The sequence below is a fragment of the Hydrocarboniphaga daqingensis genome, assembly GCF_900129825.1.
GTDB lineage: Bacteria > Pseudomonadota > Gammaproteobacteria > Nevskiales > Nevskiaceae > Hydrocarboniphaga > Hydrocarboniphaga daqingensis.
On record NZ_FQWZ01000003.1, the window covers coordinates 520,144 to 539,381 of the forward strand.

The 19,238-nt window shown below is 64.7% G+C and carries 22 protein-coding genes; 13 read left to right on the forward strand and 9 right to left on the reverse strand.

Annotated features, from left to right (window positions below; genetic code table 11):
* On the reverse strand, positions 1-891 hold the full coding sequence (locus BUB09_RS08305) for a LysR family transcriptional regulator (protein ID WP_072896507.1): 891 nt from the start codon (positions 889-891) through the stop codon (positions 1-3).
* 128 nt (positions 892-1,019) lie between these two features.
* On the opposite strand from BUB09_RS08305, the gene cysC reads away from it, so the two are divergent.
* The 3 genes from cysC to BUB09_RS08320 are packed head-to-tail and all read left to right on the forward strand — an operon-like array spanning position 1,020 to position 3,841.
* Positions 1,020-1,637, forward strand: coding sequence for an adenylyl-sulfate kinase (gene cysC, locus BUB09_RS08310; protein ID WP_072896508.1), 618 nt, complete (start codon positions 1,020-1,022; stop codon positions 1,635-1,637).
* Positions 1,638-1,674: 37 nt separating this feature from the next.
* Positions 1,675-2,868, forward strand: a complete 1,194-nt coding sequence (gene sat / locus BUB09_RS08315) for a sulfate adenylyltransferase (RefSeq protein ID WP_072896510.1) — start codon at positions 1,675-1,677, stop codon at positions 2,866-2,868.
* A 4-nt stretch (positions 2,869-2,872) separates the two neighbouring features.
* The gene (locus BUB09_RS08320) at positions 2,873-3,841 is read left to right on the forward strand and encodes a DHH family phosphoesterase (protein ID WP_072896512.1); all 969 of its coding nucleotides are present in this window, start codon (positions 2,873-2,875) and stop codon (positions 3,839-3,841) included.
* A gap of 115 nt (positions 3,842-3,956) precedes the next feature.
* Here the strand turns inward: BUB09_RS08320 and BUB09_RS08325 are convergent, their stop codons facing one another.
* From BUB09_RS08325 to BUB09_RS16960, 3 genes are all read right to left on the reverse strand, one after another.
* Positions 3,957-4,232: a hypothetical protein gene (locus BUB09_RS08325; protein WP_072896513.1), complete on the reverse strand. Its 276-nt coding sequence runs from the start codon at positions 4,230-4,232 to the stop codon at positions 3,957-3,959.
* Positions 4,233-4,379: 147 nt separating this feature from the next.
* On the reverse strand, positions 4,380-5,102 hold the full coding sequence (locus BUB09_RS08330; protein WP_072896515.1) for an alpha/beta fold hydrolase: 723 nt from the start codon (positions 5,100-5,102) through the stop codon (positions 4,380-4,382).
* A 7-nt stretch (positions 5,103-5,109) separates the two neighbouring features.
* Positions 5,110-5,418, reverse strand: coding sequence for a hypothetical protein (locus BUB09_RS16960; RefSeq protein ID WP_139250196.1), 309 nt, complete (start codon positions 5,416-5,418; stop codon positions 5,110-5,112).
* A gap of 23 nt (positions 5,419-5,441) precedes the next feature.
* On the opposite strand from BUB09_RS16960, the gene ilvB reads away from it, so the two are divergent.
* Genes ilvB through gstA form a run of 3 tightly spaced genes read left to right on the forward strand, consistent with a single transcriptional unit; the run spans position 5,442 to position 8,797 of the window.
* Entirely contained in the window at positions 5,442-7,112 is a 1,671-nt protein-coding gene (gene ilvB / locus BUB09_RS08335; protein WP_366486233.1) for a biosynthetic-type acetolactate synthase large subunit, read from the forward strand.
* Positions 7,109-8,146: a branched-chain-amino-acid transaminase gene (gene ilvE / locus BUB09_RS08340; protein WP_072896518.1), complete on the forward strand. Its 1,038-nt coding sequence runs from the start codon at positions 7,109-7,111 to the stop codon at positions 8,144-8,146. The genes ilvB and ilvE overlap by 4 nt, the downstream gene beginning before the upstream one ends.
* Before the next feature lie 48 nt (positions 8,147-8,194).
* Positions 8,195-8,797 (forward strand): glutathione transferase GstA, encoded by a 603-nt coding sequence (gene gstA, locus BUB09_RS08345; RefSeq protein WP_072896520.1) that lies wholly within the window; start codon positions 8,195-8,197, stop codon positions 8,795-8,797.
* A 10-nt stretch (positions 8,798-8,807) separates the two neighbouring features.
* On the opposite strand, the gene BUB09_RS08350 is transcribed toward gstA, so the two are convergent.
* Positions 8,808-9,539 carry a YggN family protein gene (locus BUB09_RS08350; protein WP_072896522.1) on the reverse strand — a complete coding sequence of 244 codons (732 nt, stop codon included), beginning with the start codon at positions 9,537-9,539 and terminating at the stop codon, positions 8,808-8,810.
* 203 nt (positions 9,540-9,742) lie between these two features.
* Positions 9,743-10,555, reverse strand: coding sequence for a pseudouridine synthase (locus BUB09_RS08355; RefSeq protein ID WP_072896700.1), 813 nt, complete (start codon positions 10,553-10,555; stop codon positions 9,743-9,745).
* A 92-nt stretch (positions 10,556-10,647) separates the two neighbouring features.
* Between BUB09_RS08355 and gloA the strand changes: the two genes are divergently transcribed.
* On the forward strand, positions 10,648-11,052 hold the full coding sequence (gloA, locus tag BUB09_RS08360) for a lactoylglutathione lyase (RefSeq protein WP_072896523.1): 405 nt from the start codon (positions 10,648-10,650) through the stop codon (positions 11,050-11,052).
* 3 nt (positions 11,053-11,055) lie between these two features.
* Here gloA and BUB09_RS08365 read toward each other — a convergent pair whose 3' ends face one another.
* Positions 11,056-12,096, reverse strand: coding sequence for a saccharopine dehydrogenase family protein (locus BUB09_RS08365; RefSeq protein ID WP_072896525.1), 1,041 nt, complete (start codon positions 12,094-12,096; stop codon positions 11,056-11,058).
* Positions 12,097-12,372: 276 nt separating this feature from the next.
* Between BUB09_RS08365 and BUB09_RS08370 the strand changes: the two genes are divergently transcribed.
* Positions 12,373-12,585: a cold-shock protein gene (locus BUB09_RS08370; protein WP_072896527.1), complete on the forward strand. Its 213-nt coding sequence runs from the start codon at positions 12,373-12,375 to the stop codon at positions 12,583-12,585.
* A 276-nt stretch (positions 12,586-12,861) separates the two neighbouring features.
* Complete coding sequence (locus BUB09_RS08375; RefSeq protein ID WP_072896529.1) at positions 12,862-13,671, forward strand: SH3 domain-containing protein; 810 nt, start codon at positions 12,862-12,864, stop codon at positions 13,669-13,671.
* A gap of 87 nt (positions 13,672-13,758) precedes the next feature.
* On the opposite strand, the gene ppa is transcribed toward BUB09_RS08375, so the two are convergent.
* Entirely contained in the window at positions 13,759-14,289 is a 531-nt protein-coding gene (ppa, locus tag BUB09_RS08380; RefSeq protein ID WP_072896531.1) for an inorganic diphosphatase, read from the reverse strand.
* Between the two features lie 245 nt (positions 14,290-14,534).
* On the opposite strand from ppa, the gene BUB09_RS08385 reads away from it, so the two are divergent.
* Positions 14,535-15,098, forward strand: a complete 564-nt coding sequence (locus tag BUB09_RS08385) for an adenylate kinase (protein ID WP_072896533.1) — start codon at positions 14,535-14,537, stop codon at positions 15,096-15,098.
* Positions 15,099-15,160: 62 nt separating this feature from the next.
* On the opposite strand, the gene rnd is transcribed toward BUB09_RS08385, so the two are convergent.
* Positions 15,161-16,240 (reverse strand): ribonuclease D, encoded by a 1,080-nt coding sequence (gene rnd / locus BUB09_RS08390; RefSeq protein ID WP_072896535.1) that lies wholly within the window; start codon positions 16,238-16,240, stop codon positions 15,161-15,163.
* 134 nt (positions 16,241-16,374) lie between these two features.
* Here rnd and BUB09_RS08395 point away from each other — a divergent pair, with 134 nt between their 5' ends.
* The 3 genes from BUB09_RS08395 to BUB09_RS08405 all read left to right on the forward strand — a co-directional run bounded on the left by BUB09_RS08395 (position 16,375) and on the right by BUB09_RS08405 (position 19,224).
* Positions 16,375-16,959, forward strand: a complete 585-nt coding sequence (locus BUB09_RS08395) for a hypothetical protein (RefSeq protein WP_139250197.1) — start codon at positions 16,375-16,377, stop codon at positions 16,957-16,959.
* A gap of 11 nt (positions 16,960-16,970) precedes the next feature.
* On the forward strand, positions 16,971-18,329 hold the full coding sequence (gene mpl, locus BUB09_RS08400) for a UDP-N-acetylmuramate:L-alanyl-gamma-D-glutamyl-meso-diaminopimelate ligase (RefSeq protein ID WP_072896538.1): 1,359 nt from the start codon (positions 16,971-16,973) through the stop codon (positions 18,327-18,329).
* Between the two features lie 76 nt (positions 18,330-18,405).
* On the forward strand, positions 18,406-19,224 hold the full coding sequence (locus tag BUB09_RS08405) for an aspartyl/asparaginyl beta-hydroxylase domain-containing protein (RefSeq protein WP_245793192.1): 819 nt from the start codon (positions 18,406-18,408) through the stop codon (positions 19,222-19,224).
* Positions 19,225-19,238: the final 14 nt, after the last annotated feature.

The window sequence follows — 19,238 nt, forward strand, 5'->3', positions numbered from 1 at the left end:
TCACGCGGCGCGAGATCGGATTTCGAGCAGATCCAGAAACGCGCGCATCGGCGGGCTGATCCAGCCGGTCTTGAGTTGCACGCGGTACAGCGGACGCTGCATCCGCAAGCCCTTGACCGGCACCACTGCCAACAGGCCGGCATCAACTTCGGTGCGGATCGCCAGCGCCGACAGAATGCCCAGGCCGATGCCGGTCGCCACGGTTTGCTTGATCGCCTCGGTGCTGGCCAGCGTCATCGCCGGCCACACTTGTAGGCTGCGCGCCGCCAGTGCCTGCTCGGTGATCTCGCGCGTTCCCGATCCGACTTCATGCATCAGCAACGGGTACTGCACCAGCGCCGCTGGTAGCAGCGGCGCCGACGCGCGCGCTGGATGATCGGCAGCTGCGATCACGACCAACTCGTCTTTCGCGAACACGCGGTAGTCGAGGAAGTCGCTGCCGACCGTGCCCTCGGCAAAGCCGATGTCGATCTCGCCGGCCAGCAGCTTGCTTTCGATCACCTTGGTCGCGTCGACCATCAGCGACAGTTCCACGTCCGGATGGAGCCGGCGGAACGCCGCCAGCAGCGGTGGCAGCAGATAGGCGCCGATCGTGCGGCTGGCGCCGATCGCAATTCGCCCGCGCGCCAGACGCTTGAGGTCGCCGAGCGCCGCCTCGGCCTCGGCTTCGATCGCAAACAGCCGGTTGGCGTAGACCAGCAGCAGCTTGCCGGCCTCGGTGGCGCGCACGCCGCGCGGCAGCCGATCGAACAGTTGCAAGCCCAGCGTCCGTTCGAACTCCGACAATTGCCGCGATACGGCCGACTGGGTCAGGTGCAGGCGCTGCGCGCCGCCACTGACGCTGCCAGACGCGGCCACGGCTTGGAAGATCGCCAGATGGTTGAGATTCATCGCCCCGGCCCGGTATGCATAAAAAGAAACGATGGCATGATGATATTGAATTTTATTCATGCTGCCACACGGCCTACAATCGCCGCGCGGCGCTCGCCGTTATCCCTGCCACACCGATCGAGATTCTCATGACCGAACAGAAAGCCACCAACGTGCATTGGCACGACGGTGAAGTGACCCGTGAACAGCGCAACCAGTTGCTGGGCCAGAAGGGCGCCACGATCTGGTTCACCGGCCTCAGCGGCTCGGGCAAGAGCACCGTCGCGGTCGCGCTGGAAAAGGTCCTGCAGCAGCAGGGTCGTCTCGCCTATCGCCTCGACGGCGACAACGTGCGCCTGGGCATCAACAAGAATCTGGGTTTTTCGGCCGAGGACCGCGCCGAGAACATTCGCCGCATAGGCGAGATCGCCAAGTTGTTCGTCGACGCTGGCGTGATCGTGCTGTCGAGCTTCGTTAGCCCCTATCGCGCTGATCGTGACGTGGTGCGTGCGCTGCACGCCGCTGGCGGCATGGACTTCATCGAGGTCTATGTCGACGTGCCGCTCGAAGAAGCCGAGAAGCGCGATCCGAAGGGCCTGTACAAGAAGGCACGCGCCGGCGAGATCAAGAACTTCACCGGCATCAGCGATCCCTACGAGGCGCCTGAGGCGCCCGAACTGGTGCTGCCGAGCCACCAGATGAGCCTCGAACAGGAAGTCGAGGCGCTGCTCGCGCTGCTCAAGGCACGCGGCATCCTGCCGGCTTGACGCCGCGCGCTGTCCACCCAAACAAAACGAGAACACCATGATCAAGCCCCACGGTTCCGATACGCTCAACCCGCTCTACGTTGCCGATGCCGCCGCGCGCGCCGCGCTGCTCAAGGAAGCCGAAACGCTGCCGAGCCTGCTGCTGAATTCCGCTGCCGCCGCCAACGCGGTGATGCTCGGCGCCGGCTACTTCAATCCGCTGACCGGCTACATGACGCTGGCCGATGCGTTGCAGGTCACCGACACGCTGCACACGACGGCCGGTCTGTTCTGGCCGGTGCCGATCCTCAACGTGACCCGCCAGGCCGGCATCAAGCCGGGTCGGCTCGCGTTGCGCGATCCGAACGTCGAAGGCCATCCGGTGCTGGCCGTGATGGACGTGCAGGGCGTCGAGCCGGTCAGCAGCGAGCAGCTGGTGGCGATGGCGCAGAAGATTTTCGGCACGGTCGACCCCAAGCACCCTGGCGTCGCCACGTTCACGACGCTCGGCGACACCGTGCTGTCGGGCCCGATCCAAGTGCTGAACTACAGCTACTTCCAGAGCGAGTTTCCGGAAACCTTCCGCACGGCCGTCGAGATCCGCAATGAGATCGCGCAGCGCGGCTGGAACAAGGTCGTTGCCTTCCAGACCCGCAATCCGATGCACCGCGCGCACGAAGAGCTGTGCCGCATGGCCAAGGAGCGCCTCAACGCCGACGGCATCGTGATCCACATGCTGCTGGGCAAGCTCAAGGACGGCGACATTCCCGCCGACGTGCGCGACGCCTGCATCCGCACGATGGTCGACCACTACTTCGAGCCGAACACCGTGATGATCACCGGCTACGGCTTCGACATGCTGTATGCCGGCCCGCGTGAAGCGGTACTGCACGCGGTGTTCCGCCAGAACATGGGCACCGATTACCTGATCGTCGGCCGCGACCACGCGGGCGTTGGCGATTACTACGGTCCGTTCGATGCGCAGACGATCTTTGATACGCAGGTGCCGGCCGGTGCCTTGCAGATCGAAATCTTCCGCGCCGACAACACGGCGTTCAGCAAGAAGCTCGGCCGCGTCGTGATGATGCGCGAAGCGCCGGACCATGTTCCGGACGACTTCATCGCGCTGTCGGGCACCAAGGTTCGCCAGATGCTGGGCGCCGGCATTGCGCCGCCGCCGGAATTCTCGCGCCCCGAAGTGGCCAAGGTGCTGATGGAGTACTACCAGATCGTCGACTCCAAGAAGGCCTGAGTCGATGAGCCGCATCGATGTCTTCAACGGCGACGCGGACGGGATCTGTGCGCTGACGCAGCTGCATCTGGCTCAGCCGCGCAGCGCCGGTGACCGGCTGGTCACCGGCGTCAAGCGCGATATCGATTTGCTCGATCAGGTGCAGGCGCAAGCCGGTGACCAGATCACGGTGCTCGACGTGTCGCTCGACAAGAATCGCGAACCGCTGCGCCGCGTGCTGGCGGCTGGCGCCGAGGTGTTCTATGTCGATCACCACTTTGCGGGTGAGATCCCGCAAGACGCACGCTTGACGACGATCATCAACGAGGCGCCGGATGTCTGCACCAGCTTGCTGGTCAACGGCCACTTGAAGAACCGCTACCTGGCATGGGCGGTCGTCGGTGCGTTTGGCGACAACCTCAAGGCCAGTGCCGAGTTGATGGCGCGCCAGCTCAACGTCGACGACGCCACGCTGCGTCAGCTTGAAGACCTCGGTACGTATCTGAACTACAACGGCTACGGCGAGCGCATCGACGATCTGCACTTCGCGCCGGATCAGTTGTTCCGGCTGGTCAGTGCTCATGCAACGCCGCAGGCGTTTATCGCCGAGGCCCGCGAGCATTTCGACAAGCTGGCCGACGGCTACAACACCGACATGGCCAAGGCGGCGTCAACGCCGCCGATGGCCGGCTCGACGGACCGTGCGGCCTTGTTCGTGCTGCCCGACGAGGCGTGGGCGCGGCGCGTCAGCGGTGTCTACAGCAACGACTTGACCAATCTGCATCCGGATCGCGCCCATGCGGTGCTGACCGAGAAGCGCAGCGGGTCGTATCTGGTCAGCGTGCGCGCGCCGTTGACGCGCAAGAAAGGTGCGGACGAACTCTGCCGCAAGTTCGCCACCGGCGGCGGTCGCGCCGCGGCCGCGGGTATCAACGATCTGCAAGCCGACCAGCTCGGCGAATTCATCCGCCAGTTCACCCAGCAGTACGCATGACCGTGATTGGCCGCCGGTGCAATGCCGGCGGCCATCGCATGGCGAGACCGATCGACGGGCAATAAAAAAGGCGCATCGGTCAGCCCGACGCGCCTCAAGATGTAGCGGGAAACTTTTAGGCTTTCTTCTTCGCGACTTTCTTTGCGACCTTCTTTGCGACTTTCTTGGCAGCCTTCTTCGGGGCCTTTACGGCCTTGGCTGCCTTCTTTGCAACCTTCTTGGCGACCTTCTTGACGACCTTGGCGGTCTTCTTGGTGGTCTTCTTGGCGGTGGCCTTCTTCGCAGTTTTCTTCGCAGTCTTTTTCGCTGGGGCTTTCTTCGCCGGAGCTTTCTTCGCCGCGGCCTTCTTGGCCGGGGCCTTCTTCGCCGCAGCCTTCTTCGAAACAGCCATGACATCCTCCTTGCAAAGACATCGAGGCCAGCCGATTGCGACAACCGCAACCGTTACTGGCCACGTCCTATCGTGTCATTAGCAATATCAAAACACAAGATGTAGTAGCCGACAAAAAGTCAATACAGAAACCATCGAACTTCGTTGTCACGCACGCGGCGGCATCGCGAGACGCTCGGCGATCACGCGCAGCACCTCGCGATTGAACATCAAGCCCATGTGCGAGCCGCGTACTTCCACGCTCTCGGTCAGAGCGGATTTCTGCTCGACCGAGCAGGGCCAGGCGACGATGCCGTCGCTGCGTGTGTAGATCGCCGTGCACGGCACTGGTGGTGGCGCGCGCCGTTTCAGGAAGCCGTCGAGGTCGGTCTTGACCGGCTTTCCGCGGTTGGCGAGCTTGAACAACGTGACCATGTTGTTGGCTTCGGGATGCCCGTTGAACGGACTCCCTAATGTGATCACGCGACGTACCAGCGCGCTCTGATGGCGCGCCATTTCGCGGACGAACACGCCGCCCAGACTCCAGCCGATCAAGCTGACCCGCTCGTCGTAGCGTTCGTGGAGTTGCTCGAGGCGCTGCGACAACGCGACCTTGACGCGCGAGCGCATGCCCAGGTTGCGGCCACAGTCCCAGCCGTGAACCGCATAGCCGAGTTGTTCGAGCGCCGAGCGCATTGCCGCCGTTGCCGTATCGCTGGCGCCGAAACCTGGCACGACCATCACCGGGTGGCCGTCACCCTTGGGTAGTCCCTGCAGTTGCGGACCTCGCAGTACGAAGTCGGCAGCCTCGAGCAGAGCGCGTGATTCGAGGGCCAGAAGTCGCAGCGGTGGAGCGTCGATGCGCGGCAGTTGCGGGTCGCTGGCGCTCATGTGCATCTCAGTGGGGGTCGATGCGTCGAGTGTAGAGCCGCCGTGCCTCGACTTGTAGACGCCGCTGCGGTTTGGCTATGCTGCGCGCCCCCGTCGCGGGACTCGGAGATGGTTGGATGCCGAGCCGCGTTGCCATTACCACCATCACCATCAAGCCCATCACTTCATGAAGCTGATCGCCAAAGCCGCCGTTGTAGTCGTGCTCGTCGTCGTCGACGTGCCGTAGGGGCTTTGTACGCTTGAACCAAACCCCCGCCGGCCAAACCGGCGGGGGTTTTTTGTTGGTCTCCGCAGCGGTTTGTTTCGACGGGTCCACCGCAGCAGGACCTTCAAATGACCATTCGACTCAGCGGCGCCCAACTCATCGTGCAACTCCTCGAACGCCACGGCGTCGAGCGTGTTGCCGGCATTCCTGGCGGCGCCTTGTTGCCGCTCTACGAAGCACTCGACGGTGCCACGCGGCTGCGGCATGTGCTCGCGCGTCACGAGCAGGGCGCGGGCTTCATTGCGCAAGGTGAGGCACGGATCACCGGTCGTGCGGGCGTCTGCCTTGCGACGTCGGGCCCTGGCGCCACCAATCTGGTCACGGCCATCGCCGATGCGCACCTCGACTCGGTGCCGATGGTCTGCATCACCGGGCAAGTGCCTCAAGCCTTACTCGGTACGGATGCGTTCCAGGAGGTGAAGACCGGGCGCATCGTCGACACGATCACCAAGGCCAACTTCATGGCGCGGTCGGCCGCCGAGTTGATCGACCTGCTGCCGGAGGCGTTCCGCATCGCCGAAACCGGACGGCCCGGACCGGTGCTGATCGATGTGCCCAAGGATGTGCAGCGCGAAACCGTCGCGGTGATGCCGCATCAGCTGCCGTCCCGGCAACCGCGCGTCCGCGTCGCACCCGATGCGGAGTCGATTCGCGTTGCCGCCGAGATGATCGTCCGTGCGCAGCGGCCGGTGCTGTACATCGGCGGCGGCGTGATCAAGAGCGGTGCGGCATCGCTGGTGCGAGCGCTGGCCGAAGCGGGTGACTTGCCGACGACGATGACGCTGATGGCACTCGGCAGCTTGCCCGAGGCGCATCCGTTGAACCTGGGCATGCTCGGCATGCACGGTACGCAAGCCGCCAACCGCGCGATCGACGAAGCCGATCTGCTGATCGCCATCGGAGCGCGGTTCGACGATCGTGCGACCGGCCGAGCGGATACCTTTGCGCCGGGTGCTCGCGTGATTCATATCGACGCCGACCGACGCGAGTTCGGCAAGATCCGCCGGCCATCGCTGGCGATCGAATCCGATGCACGTTTGGCGCTCGATGCGCTGCTGCAGGTGCTGCCGTCGCAGCGCCGCGAGACCTGGCGCGCGCGGGTGGCGGAACTGCATGCCATGTTCCCGCAAGCGGTGCAGCGCAACGACGATCCGCACACGCCGCAAGGCATCATCCGCGCGGTCGCTCGACTCGCAGGTCCAAATGCGGCCGTCACCACCGACGTGGGGCAGCATCAAATGTGGGTCGCGCAGAGCTACCCGCTGATGCGTCCCGATCGCTGGCTGACATCGGGCGGCCTGGGCACGATGGGCTTTGGTCTGCCCGCCGCCATCGGCGCCTCGCTGGCCTTGCCCGAAGATCAGCCGGTGATTTGCTTCACTGGCGACGGCAGTCTGCTGATGAATATCCAGGAGCTGGCGACGCTCGCCGAGCATCAATGCAACGTCAAGATCGTGTTGCTCGACAATGCCGCGCTCGGCATGGTGCGCCAGCAGCAGAACTTGTTCCATCGACGGCGCACGATCGGATCGAGCTTTGATCGGCCCACCTACTTCGGTGCCGTGGCGCGCGCCTTCGGTATTCCGGCGCTGGATGTCGGTGCCTCCCGCGATCCGCTGGCGATCTTGAGCGAAGCCTTCGCACGACCGGGGCCGGCGCTGGTGCGAGTGCCTGTGGCAGTCGACCGGCTGGTGATGCCGATGGTCACGCCGGGTGGCTCCAACATCGACGTGGTGGCGTTGTGAGCCCGGCCGAACGTTGGCCGGCACACCTGCCCGAGCCCGAAGCGCTGAGCTTCGGTCGATACTTGGCGCCGTTTGTGGTCGTTGCCGAACACGACGCTCAACAGGGCTGGTTGCCGCTCGAGGTATTGCCGCGCCATGCGGTGCGCCTCGATATCGCCAGCGGCGGCCTGCAGTACGGGCTGTCGGTGTTTGAAGGGCTCAAGGCGTACCGCGATGCTGCCGCGGGGCTGCACTTGTTCCGTCCGGACGCGCACTGCCAGCGGCTGGCCCACAGTGCGCGGCAGCTGCACTTGCCGGTGATGCCGGATGAGCTGCTGATGTCGATGATGCGTCGCGCGGTCGACGTTCATCGCGACCACGTGCCGCCGTATCGACGCGGCGCGCTGTACCTGCGCCCGACGCTATACGCCTTGGAAGAAGGCTTGGGTCTGAAGGCGTCGGCGCGTCATGCCCTGTGCATCGTCGCGACGCCGTGCTCGGCCACGTCAGTCGCGCCAGCGCGGCGACTGTGGGCGGAGCGCGAGCTGATTCGTGCGGCACCGGGTGGCTTGGGTACGGCCAAGACTGCGGCCAACTATGCGGCCAGCATGCTCGGTGCCCAGCGGGCACGCGCGCGAGGCTACGACGATGCACTGTGGCTCGACGCTGCGGAGCACCGCTATCTGGCCGAGGCGGGCACGATGAACCTCTTCATCGTGCTGCGCGACCGCGTGCTGACGCCGCCGCTCGACGCCTGCATCCTGGCCGGCATCACGCGCGACAGCGTGCTGCGTCGCTTGGCTGATCGTGGGGTTCCGGTCGAACAGCGACCGATCGCGCTGGACGACTTGCTGCACTGGCAAAGCCGCGGCGAACTGCTCGAGTGTTTCGGCACGGGAACCGCAGCCGGTGTCGCACCGATCGCCGAGATTGGCTGGGATGCGGCGTGCGTCCGGTCGATCGACACGCAGCGGTCTACGCAGCTGGCGCGGCAGCTGGCCGACGATCAGGACGGCGTTGCAGATGACCTCCACGGCTGGCGCATTGCCGTTTAAGCTCGCTGCCACCGGATATGCCGGATTGCCATCAGGAGTGCCACCACGATGAAGCTGTACTACACGCCGGGCGCTTGTTCGCTTGCAGTTCATATCGTTGCTGAAGAAGCCGGCATCGCGCTGGAGTTGGAGAAGGTCGATTTGCGTCATAAGCGCACCGAGAGCGGTGCCGATTTTCTAGCGATCAACGACAAGGGCTACGTGCCGGCGCTGGTGCTCGACGACGGCAGTCTGATGACCGAGGTCGCCGCGCTGTTGATGTATGTCGCGGACCGCAAGCCGGAGGCGAAGCTGGCCCCAGCCGCCGGCAGCTTGTCGCATTACCGCGCGCTGGAATCGCTGTGTTACATCGCCGGCGAAGTTCACAAGAACATCGGCGGCTTGTTCACGGCCTCGGCCGATGCGCGCGAGCCGTTGATGGCCAATGCGGCGCGCCGACTCGACCGCGTCGCGCGCACGCTGGAAAAGCAGGACTACCTGCTGGCCGACGGCTACAGCGTGGCCGATGCGTATCTGTTCGTCGTGCTCGGCTGGGCGCCGATGGTCAAGTTCGATCTGTCGCCGTGGCCTGCGTTGAAAGCGTACTCGGCACGGATCGCCGGACGCCCGGCGGTGCAGCGCGCGCTGCGTCGCGAGGGCCTGATCAGCTGATACGCAGCGCCTAGATCGACGCCGCGCGCCGTACGAATGCGTCGAAGCGGCCGATGCGACTCTCGATCGCGTCGAGCTGCCGTAGTTGCTGGCAAAGCGCGTGCTGGTGTGCGTCGAGACGGTCACCACCCAGCGCCGCGCGCGCATCGAGCAGCCGCATCGCAGGCGCAGGCGGCAGCGCCATAGCGGACTGTCCTGGCGTCGGACCATCGGCGCTGGTGGCAGCGTCGATGGCGATCTGATCGATCGCAAGCCCAAGCGCTGCGTCGTAGTCGGGGCCCAGCATCCGCGCCGGCAAATGGCGCCCGTCCAGCTGCTGGTTCAACAGCTGCCATACCGGTGCCAGATGCCGCTCCAGCCGGGCGGCATCGACTGTTGCGCCTCGATGCGCACCGATCATGCCCAGCGCGCGATCGATCGCGTCGCGCGAGGCCTGCAGTGCGAGGTCGCGAGCCCTGCGCGCCAGCAGTCCGAGGCCTCGTCGATACTGGTCTACGGCCTGGTACTCGTGGCGGTTCAACTCGACCCACCTGTCGTCGATCGACAGGCCTTCGCGCGCTAGCAGCACGGTCGACGCCGCGGCGGTCTGCGTTCGCAGGGATGCCGCACCATCGGCACCGATGTCGATGTCGTATCGCAGCGTGAATCCGCACAGCTGCATTGGCTTGTCGCTCACCGCTAGGCTTTGCGCGGAATACAGCAGCAGCGTGCCAGCGGATGCCAGCAGCAGGGTCAGACGCATGATCGGCTTCCTTGTCGTAGGTGCGCCCTTGTGACGGCAAGCCTCGTTCCAACTGATCAAGTCAAGGTTTTCAGAGACTTATCAGTCGAGGCGCGCTCTGACGAGGCCAACTACGCCAACGGCTCGCGAGTTTGCTCAATGAGGCGGCAATTTCGCGATCGAGCTGCGGCGGTCGGCGCCGAAGCCGTGAAAGTTGCCGCGTGTCAGCGGGGGTGGCGCGATCGGGGTGCCGTGCTCGGCTGAGGCGCCGCGGGCGGCGTCTTGCACAAGGCGTCGAATTCGTCGCGTGTCAGATGGCGCCACTGTCCCTTGCCCAAGTCTCCGAGCACCAGCGGCCCGATCGCGACGCGCACCAAGCGCAGCACGTCGTAGCCGAGGGCTGCCATCAAGCGCCGGATCTGGCGGTTGCGGCCTTCGTCGAGCACGACTTCCAGCCACGCGTTGCGACCGCCCACTCGCAGCACTTGGGCCCGTAACGCCGCCAGGTGTTCGCCATCGGCGTCGATGCCGGTGTGCATCGCTCGTAGTGCCGACGCGTCCGGCAAGCCGTTGATCTGCACGTGATAGGTTTTTTCCAGTGATGACGATGGGTCGGTGATCCCGGCTGCCCAGACTGTATCGTTGCTCAGCAGCAGCAAGCCTTCGCTGGCCTTGTCGAGCCGTCCGACCGGGCCGACCCACGGCAGGCCGGCGTCGCGCAGCAGCGCGTAGACGGTGTCGCGCTCGCGCTCGTCATCGGCACTGACGACGATGCCGCGCGGCTTGTTCATCGCGATATAGACGCGCGCGACCGCCTGCGCCGGCTCGCCATCGACCGCAATGCGATCGCGCTCCGCATCGGTCGGTCGTTCGGCATCGAGCGTGATCCGGCCGTTGACGCTGACGCGCCCGGCGGCAATCCAGGCCTGAGCTTGGCTGCGCGAGCAGACGCCGAGTTTCGACAGCACGCGCGCCAGACCATGGCGCGGCTTTGAGCCGCCGATACGAGTCGCGGGCGTGATCGGTCGTTGTTTCATCGCAGATTTGCTGACGATGGCAGCGCGCGGTGTAACACGCGGCATGCGCTACCATCGACGACGTTTCGTTTGCGGATCATCGGGAATCTTCCATGCGTATTCTTCACACCATGCTTCGCGTTGGTCATCTGCAACGCTCAATCGACTTCTACACCAGCGTGCTCGGTATGCGTTTGCTACGCCAGCATGATTATCCGGACGGCCAGTTCACGCTGGCTTTCGTCGGCTATGACGACGAGAGCCGCGCCAGCGTCATCGAGCTGACCTACAACTACGGTGTCGAGCGTTATGAGCTGGGCAATGCCTTCGGTCACATCGCGATCGAGGTCGACGACGCCTACGCTGCCTGCGATGCGGCACGTCAACGCGGTGGACGCGTGGTGCGTGAAGCCGGGCCGATGAAGCACGGCAGCACCGTGATCGCGTTCGTCGAAGACCCCGACGGCTACAAGATCGAGTTCATCCAGAAGAAGGCCGACGCTCGCGCCCGCGACTGAGCTTCATTCGATCCGCATCGCGCTTGACTCCGGCAGCCGGGTAACCAGTTGCGGGCCGAGCAGTCGCGCCGGCGTGTAGGCGCCGCCCGCCGGTTGCTCGCGCAGCAGATGCTCGACGACGGCCAGCGAGCCGGTCACGGTCAGGCTGTAGCCGTTGGCGGTCTTGATCCGCGCCGTGCGCACGACGCCTGCTGCATTGCGCGCTTCACCCCAGACGAACGTCGGCTGGCGCGCCCGCACGCTTTCGTCCGGCCCTTTCACCTTGGCTTCGATGCGCCGCTTGATGAAGTTCTGTACTCGGGTCGAGCGCAGCAACCAGCGCAGATAGTTGGCGCGTCGCGCATTGGCGATCATCGACGGCGATCCTGGCAGGTACACCTCGATGTTCGGAATTCCGGTGGTGTACCAAGCCGTCGAGACATCGCCCCAGGGGATCGTCATCGCCAGCTTTTCGCCGTCGCCGAAGTCGATGCGGCGCACCGAGTAGGCCAACGGCACGGACACGATGCGACCGTCGCGGCGCAGCTTGCCGCCCTGCGCCATCCCTTCGACCGAGGTCTTGGCCGTGCCAGGTGAAAAACCCGAGCGCGAGTCGAAGCCCAGTGCCAGGTGCGTCGCATCGGGTAGTGCTTCCTTGAGCGCCGCTGCGATGCAGTCGGTCGGAATCACATCGAAGCCGACGCCCGGACACACGACGCTGCCGGCCAGTCGTGCTGACTCGTGCTGCGCCTGAGCGTACTCGAACACCGATATTTCGCCGGTGATGTCGAGGTAGTGGCAGTGCTGAGCAATGCAGGCTTCGATCATCGGCCGGCTCGTCGCCGAGAACGGTCCTGCGCAATGCAGCACCAGCCCAATGCCATCGAGTCCCCGCAGCAGCGCCGTGGAATCGTCGAGTGCGAAGCTGCGGGCTTCTAGTTCCAACTCTGCGGCCAGCGCCGCGATCCGCGCTGCATTGCGTCCTGCCAGCACCGGAGACAGACCGCGACGTCGAGCCTCACGAGCGATCAGTTCGCCGGTGTAGCCATTGGCGCCATAAATCATCCATTTCACGGGGTACGCTCCACGGCGTTCGAGCCGGTTTTGCAGGCGGGTAGGGGGTGATGCAGCGGGCGGGCCAACTGGTTCGACACGTTTTCGGTTTTTATGTAGAGTCCTGCGCGCAGTCGGTCAAGTTTTTCAGTCCGCATAAGGCTTTTTCCGCAGGGATTGGCGGCACGTTTCCATCGGCAAAAGCTCGTTGCAGGCTCCTTGAACGCTGTGTGGTTCATCGAGTGGTTTTTATCAACGAGAGTTTGTTTGGTTTTAAAGGAAAGTCGCATGAGCAATGTGGAAACCGGCACCGTCAAGTGGTTCAACGACGCCAAGGGCTTCGGCTTCATCACGCCGGCCAACGGCGGCGAAGATCTGTTCGCTCACTTCAAGGAAATCCAGGGCACGGGTTTCAAGACGCTCAAGGAAGGCCAGCGCGTGGAATACGTTTCCAAGCGTGGTCCGAAGGGCATGCAGGCCTCGCAGATCCGCCCGATCTGATCTGACGCGTCTCGAATAAAAAATTCGGTATTGAAAACCCCGGCCATGCCGGGGTTTTTTTTGTGCTCGCGCAAAAATGCGCAAATTCCATGTTGCGCTGCAGCAGACCGTCGCTGCCGTTGACCGAATGACTCGCGCGCAAAGCGCAACGCATTCAGCGGTTTGTGACGACTAGTTCATATTGCCGTTGAGTCGCCGCCCACCGGGTGTGTTTGGCAAGCCGTTCATCTTCACTACAGTCGGGCGACCAGCGATCCGGCGGGGGAGAAACGGAACATGGTTCGCACATTCGTGTGGGGCTCATTTTGGCTGTGTCTGACGGCGGCAGAGATCGCCGGCGCGGCGGGTCCGATCAAAGTTGTGGCGCGTGACGTCCGCGCACTCGGTGATGGCCGCTGCGTCGCATCGGTCGCGGTTCGTTACAACGAGCCGATCCAGAATCCGTGGCAGCCGCAAAGCCAGCTGCTCAAGTCTTCGCGAAACGTGGTGCAGTGCAGCAAGGCCGAAGACGAAGCCGACCGGCTGATCCGCATCGTCGAAACGAACCTGCTGTTCGAAGCGCGTCGTCGCGCCGACGACAACAATACGCAGATCCGCAGCGTGAAGCTGGCCGTCGACGCTCATGTGCGTAGCGACGCGGCGTCCGAAGCGCGCTTGCTCAAGGTGCTGCCGGCCGGCAGCCGCATTCACGTCCGCTCGGTGACGCCGATCTGGTACGCCATCACCGACGCGCGTGGAGAGCCCATGGACGGCTTCCTGCACTACGCCGAGTTGGCGGGTGATTTCAGCGAGCCGGCGCCGGTGACGGCCAAATTGCGGACGGCCTGCAACTCGCGTGTACGGGCGCAGCCTTCGCTCGAAGCCGATGTGGTGGGGCAGCTGCCTTGCAACGAGCCCGTCCGCGTCATCTCCGCCGGCAACGGTTGGTTTGAATTGATCGCTGCGACGGGCCACGGAAGCGGCACCTACATCCACGGTGCGCTGCTGAATAAAAGCCCGGTGGGCAAGAGCCACCTGACCCAAGGCAAGACCCACAAGACTCAATCGGTCGCCGGTAGTCCGATGCTGCTGGCAAGCTCGCACTAGCCCTACGCCCTCGCGCGCAAAAAAATGCCCCCGCAAGCGGGGGCATCGATACTCTTTGCGGACCCGCTATGGTGTCCGCGGGCCGAATCAGCCCTTGTAGGCGGCGATACCGGCTTCGATCTCGCCGCGCGCTGCAGCCGCGTCGCGCCAGCCCGAAATCTTGACCCACTTGCCCTTCTCCAGCGCCTTGTAGGAGCTGTAGAAGTGGTGGATTTCGTTCTTCAGGCGCTCCGGCACATCGGCCAGGTCCTGCAGGTTGTCGTAGGCGTTGTTGCTGACCTTGTCGACCGGAACGGCGAGCAGCTTGGCATCGGTGCCCTTCTCGTCTTCGGTGTCGAGCACGCACAGCGCGCGGCACTTGATGATCGAGCCAGCGACGACCGGGTGCGGCGTCAGAACCAGCACGTCGACGGGGTCGCCGTCACCGGCCAGCGTCTTGGGGACGTAGCCGTAGTTGGCCGGGTACGACATCGCGACGTTCATGAAGCGATCGACCATCAGCAGACCGGTGTCCTTGTCGACCTCGTACTTGACGGGCGGGCCGTAGGCCGGGATTTCGATGACAACGTAGAATTCTTTGGGGGCTTTGTCGCCGGGGCCCAGTGCTTCGATACCCATGAGTCTTTGCCTTTGGTCAGGGATGTGAATGAGGGTGCGCCGCTGCGGCGGCCATATCAGCCTTGCAGCGAGCGTGTCCCGCGCAAAGCGGTCGCAAGTTTACGGGAGAAAGCGGCGGTCGGGGCAGCACCATACGTTAGTAGCGTTGACGGGTCCGGCTCCTAGCCGTTACCGTTTCGACGCGCCGCCGCCCTGCTGCCCCTCGCTGGCGCGTGCAATCACGACATAACGAGTAGGACTAACGGATGAGAATCGTTTTGCTGGGTGCGCCCGGCTCAGGCAAGGGCACACAAGGCGAAAAGCTGGTTGCGCACTACGGTATCCCGAAGATTTCGACCGGCGATGCGCTGCGCGCGGCGGTCAAGGCGGGCACGGAGCTCGGCAAGAAGGCCAAGGCGACGATGGATGCCGGCGGCTTGGTGGCCAATGAAATCGTGATCGGCATCGTCGAAGAGCGCCTCGGTGAAGCCGATGCGCAGAAGGGCTGCATTCTCGACGGCTTCCCGCGCAACGTTGCGCAGGCCGAGGTGCTCGACCAAATGCTGACGCGGCTCGGCCAGCCGGGCATCGACAAGGCCGTACACCTGCACGTGTCGGACGAGGAAATCGTCAAGCGCCTGCTCGACCGCGCCGTCAAGGAAGGCCGCGAAGACGACAAGGAAGACGTCATCCGCAAGCGCATCGACATCTACAACGCCGAAACGCGTCCGCTGCTGGACTACTACCAGAGCCAGGGCAAGCTGGTGACGCTGGAAGGCGTCGGCAGCGTCGAGGCGATCTTCGCCAGCATCGTCGCCGTTCTCGGCTGATGTCGGCCAACACCGCAGCGGCCGTCGTCGCTGCGGTGTTTAACGGGCACCCCGCCCGTGTTTCAGAGCTTCAGCAAGGCCTCGCCAACGACTTCGCGTCGCCAGCCTTGCAATAGCGGCACATCGGCCTGCTCTGCATGCAGCGCCACCGATTCGACATCGGCTCGCGGCCCGAGCAACGACGCCGGAATGCCGAGCTGGTTGGCGACCTCCCGGACCCGATTCAACAGCTGTTGCGTGCGCGCCTTCTGCGCGTCACTCGGGATGTGTTCCAGTGCCAGCGCCGGTGCGCCTCCATCGCGCGCCTGCGCCACCACGGTCAGCAGCTCGCGACCATGTCGATCCAGCGTCTTCGGCGGCAGCACTTGCAGCGCTGCGAGCTGGTCGGCGTCAACCGGTTGGCGTTCCGCGATCCGGTACAGCGCATCGTCGGCGAGAATCCATTTGCGCGGGCGGTCGCGCGCTTCGGCGACCCGTTCGCGCCATGCGGCCAGTGCGGCTGCGACGTGTTGGGCTGCGGCAGGCAATCGCGCCAGGCCCTTGAGCCTTTCCCAGGCGGATTCGGGATCGACTTGGTAACGCGCAGGCTGTGATAGCCGCTCGCAATCTTCTTGCAGCCAGTGCAATCGCCCGCAGTGCGCCAGTTCGTCGCGCAGCTGCGGATAGATCACGGCCAGGTGGCGCACGTCGTCTTCGGCGTAGGCCAGTTCGGCGCTGCTCAGCGGGCGGCGCGCCCAGTTGGTACGCGACAGGCTCTTGTCGACCTTGATGCCGAGCCGCTTCTCAATCAGGCCGGCATAGCCGAGCTGATCACCAATGCCCAGCAGGCTCGCCGCAATCTGCGTGTCGAACAGCGGCGTCGGCGTCACGCCGCGCAGCCGGACGAAGATCTCGAGGTCCTGACTCGCCGCATGGAACACGCTGACGGTGGTCGGCTGCTGCAGCAGGTCGAGCAACGGCGACAGATCGCTGATGCGCGTTGCATCGACGGCAATCTCGCGTTGACCGTCGCCGACTTGTATCAAGCACAGCTGGGGCCAGTAGGTTTCTTCGCGGACGAACTCGGTGTCTACCGTCAGCCAGTCGCGGCCGGCCAGGCTGCCGACGGCGTCGTGCAGGGCTTCGGGGGTGTCGATCAACATGCAGCGTGCCGGGTCGTCATCGTGGGGTCCTGCAGTGGGAAGGCGGGCGCGCGCAGCGGGCAACGCGGTGCAGCGCTTAGAATAGCGGCTCTTCCCCCATTCGCTGCCGAGCGCTCGTTCGCATGCTGACCACCGTGGCGTCCGTCACCCTGCGTGTCTTGTTGTTTCGCGCCGGCCCGCAGGATCTGCCGTATGCGCCTGCCTTGTCGCGCGTGCTGATCCCGCTGGCCTTGATGGTCAACTACTGGGTTGCGTCGCTGACCTTGCCGCCCGGCATGGCGGTCGTGTCGTCGTTGATGGCGGTGCTCGGTTTGTCGGCCGCCACGCGTGGTTTGCTGCGCGTGCGCAACGTCGAGAATCGCTATACGCAGAGCTTTCATGCGCTGCTGCTGACCAGCGCGGTGATGGCGCTGGCCTTCATCGTGCCGATGCAGCAGCTGCTGCCGGACATTCTGAAAATGGCCCAGAACCCGCAGCTGGCCCAAGCCAGTCCGGCGACGCTGAACCTGCCGGCCGGTCCGGTGCTGATGTTCGACGCCTTGTTGATCTGGAATTTTGCGGTCACCGTCAACATCTACCGGCAAGCGGCCAACCTGAAGCTCTCGGCGGCGATCCTGATCACGATGCTGATCTCGATGAGCCTGCTGATGTTCGTCGGCTTCGCAACCTCGTTGATCAGCGCGCTGCTGGGTCTGGCGCCGCAGCCGCCGGCTGGTTGAACGGAGCCCTCATGCATCTGCATATCCTGGGTATCTGCGGCACGTTCATGGCCGGCATTGCCGCGATCGCGCGCGAGGCAGGACATCGCGTCACCGGGTCCGACGCCAACGCCTGGCCGCCGATGTCGACGCAGTTGGAAGCGCTGGGTATCAAGCTGATGCCGGGCTACCGGGCTGAGCATTTGCAGCCGGCGCCCGACATCGTCGTGGTCGGCAACGTCGTGACGCGCGGCAATCCGGCGATGGAATACGTGCTCGATGCCGGACTGCCCTATGTATCCGGCCCGCAGTGGCTGGCTGACAACGTGCTGCGCGGGCGGCATGTGATCGCCGTTGCCGGCACTCATGGCAAGACCTCGACAACGTCGCTGCTCGCTTGGCTGCTCGAAGCGGCCGGGCTGCAACCGGGCTTTCTGGTGGGCGGTGTGCCGCTGAACTTCGGCGTGTCGGCGCGGCTCGGCCGCGGCGAGTGCTTCGTCATCGAAGCCGACGAATACGACACTGCGTTTTTCGACAAGCGAAGCAAGTTTGTTCACTACCGCCCGCGTACCGCGATTCTGAACAACCTCGAGTTCGATCACGCGGACATCTTTCCGGACCTCGCCGCGATCGAGCGTCAGTTCCATCACTTGGTGCGGACCGTCCCGGGCCAAGGGCGGCTGATCGTCAACGGTGCCGACGCCAATCTGGCGCGCACCTTGGCGATGGGCTGCTGGACCGGCGTGACCCACTTCGATAGCGCCGACGGCTGGCAGGCAATGCCGCTGCCGGCCGCGCAGGATGTCGAGCGCTTCGAGTTGCGCGTCGCCGGACTGCCGCAGGGCATTGTCAGCACCCCGCTGTCGGGTGCGCACAACCGCTCGAATACGCTGGCCGCGTTCGCAGCGGCGCACGCGGTCGGAGTCAGCATTGACGCCTGCATCGCCGCCTTGCCGCGCTTTGAGTCAGTACGTCGACGGCTGGAGTTGCGCGGCGATGTCCGTGGCGTGCGCGTCTACGATGACTTCGCCCATCACCCGACCGCGATCCGCGTGACAATCGACGCCTTGCGTCAGCGCGGCGATGCCGGCCGTGTCGTCGCGGTGCTTGAGCCGCGATCCAACACAATGCGTCTGGGTCACCACGCTGATGAGTTGGCGCACAGTCTCGACGCAGCCGACGCCGTGTTCGTCTATGCGCGCTCCGATCTGAAGTGGGACGCCGCGCAAGCGCTGTCGGCACTGCGGCCACCGCTGGCCGTGCATCAGGATCTGGATCGGTTGATCGAGGCCTTGGTCGCGCAGTCACGGCCCGGTGACCGCATTCTGGTGATGAGCAACGGCGACTTCGGCGGCATCCACGGCCGTTTGCTGGACGCTTTGGCGCGCTGACGGCGACCGATTCATCGGCGATTCACCGGCGTCGCTTCAAGGTCGCGCCGCTGTTTGCCGACAAGGATGCCGGGCCTTGAACTCACCACCGCCGCTGGACGGTTCGTCGTTGCTGCCGTATGCGCCCAAGCCGGGATTCGAAACCGGCCGCGCGCATCGGCTGGGTCCTCAACCGGGCGTGATCAAGCGCGCTGCGATCGCAGCGCAAACCGCTCTTGAATCGGCGATTGCCCGCGTTTCCCGTTTGCACGATCAGCCGGTCTATGCCGTCGAGGACTTTCCCTGGGTGGCCGCGGTCGAGGCGTATTGGCCGGCCATCCGCGCCGAACTCGATTCGATCCTGCTGGAGCGGATGCAGCTGCCGAGCTTCCACGAGATTCTCGACGAAGTCCGGACGATCACCCAGGACGACCAATGGAAAACGTTCTGGCTGGTCGGTGCTGGCATCGACACGCGAGCCAATGCAGCGCGCTGCCCACAGACGATGGCGGCGCTGCAACGGATACCGGGCGTCGTCAATGCGTTTTTCAGCATGCTCGCGCCCGGCAAGATCGTGCCGGCGCATCGCGGTGCGTATAACGGCATCCTGCGCTACCACCTTGGCGTGCGCGTGCCGCAACCGCATTGGCTGGCGGGCATCCGCGTCGCCGATCGCATCTGTCACTGGCAGGACGGTGCGAGCCTGATTTTCGACGACAGCTTCAATCACGAAGCCTGGAATGGCACCGACGACTGGCGCGTGGTGCTGTTCGTCGACTTCGCACGGCCGTTGAAGCCGCCGTTCGACGGACTGCACCGGGCGCTGCTGCGCGCCGGTGCGTTATTGCCGCTGATGCGCCGGGCGCGTCAGCGGCACCGGCAGTGGCAGCAGCGCTTCGAGCGCACGCGCCACTGATCGGCGTGGTGCGG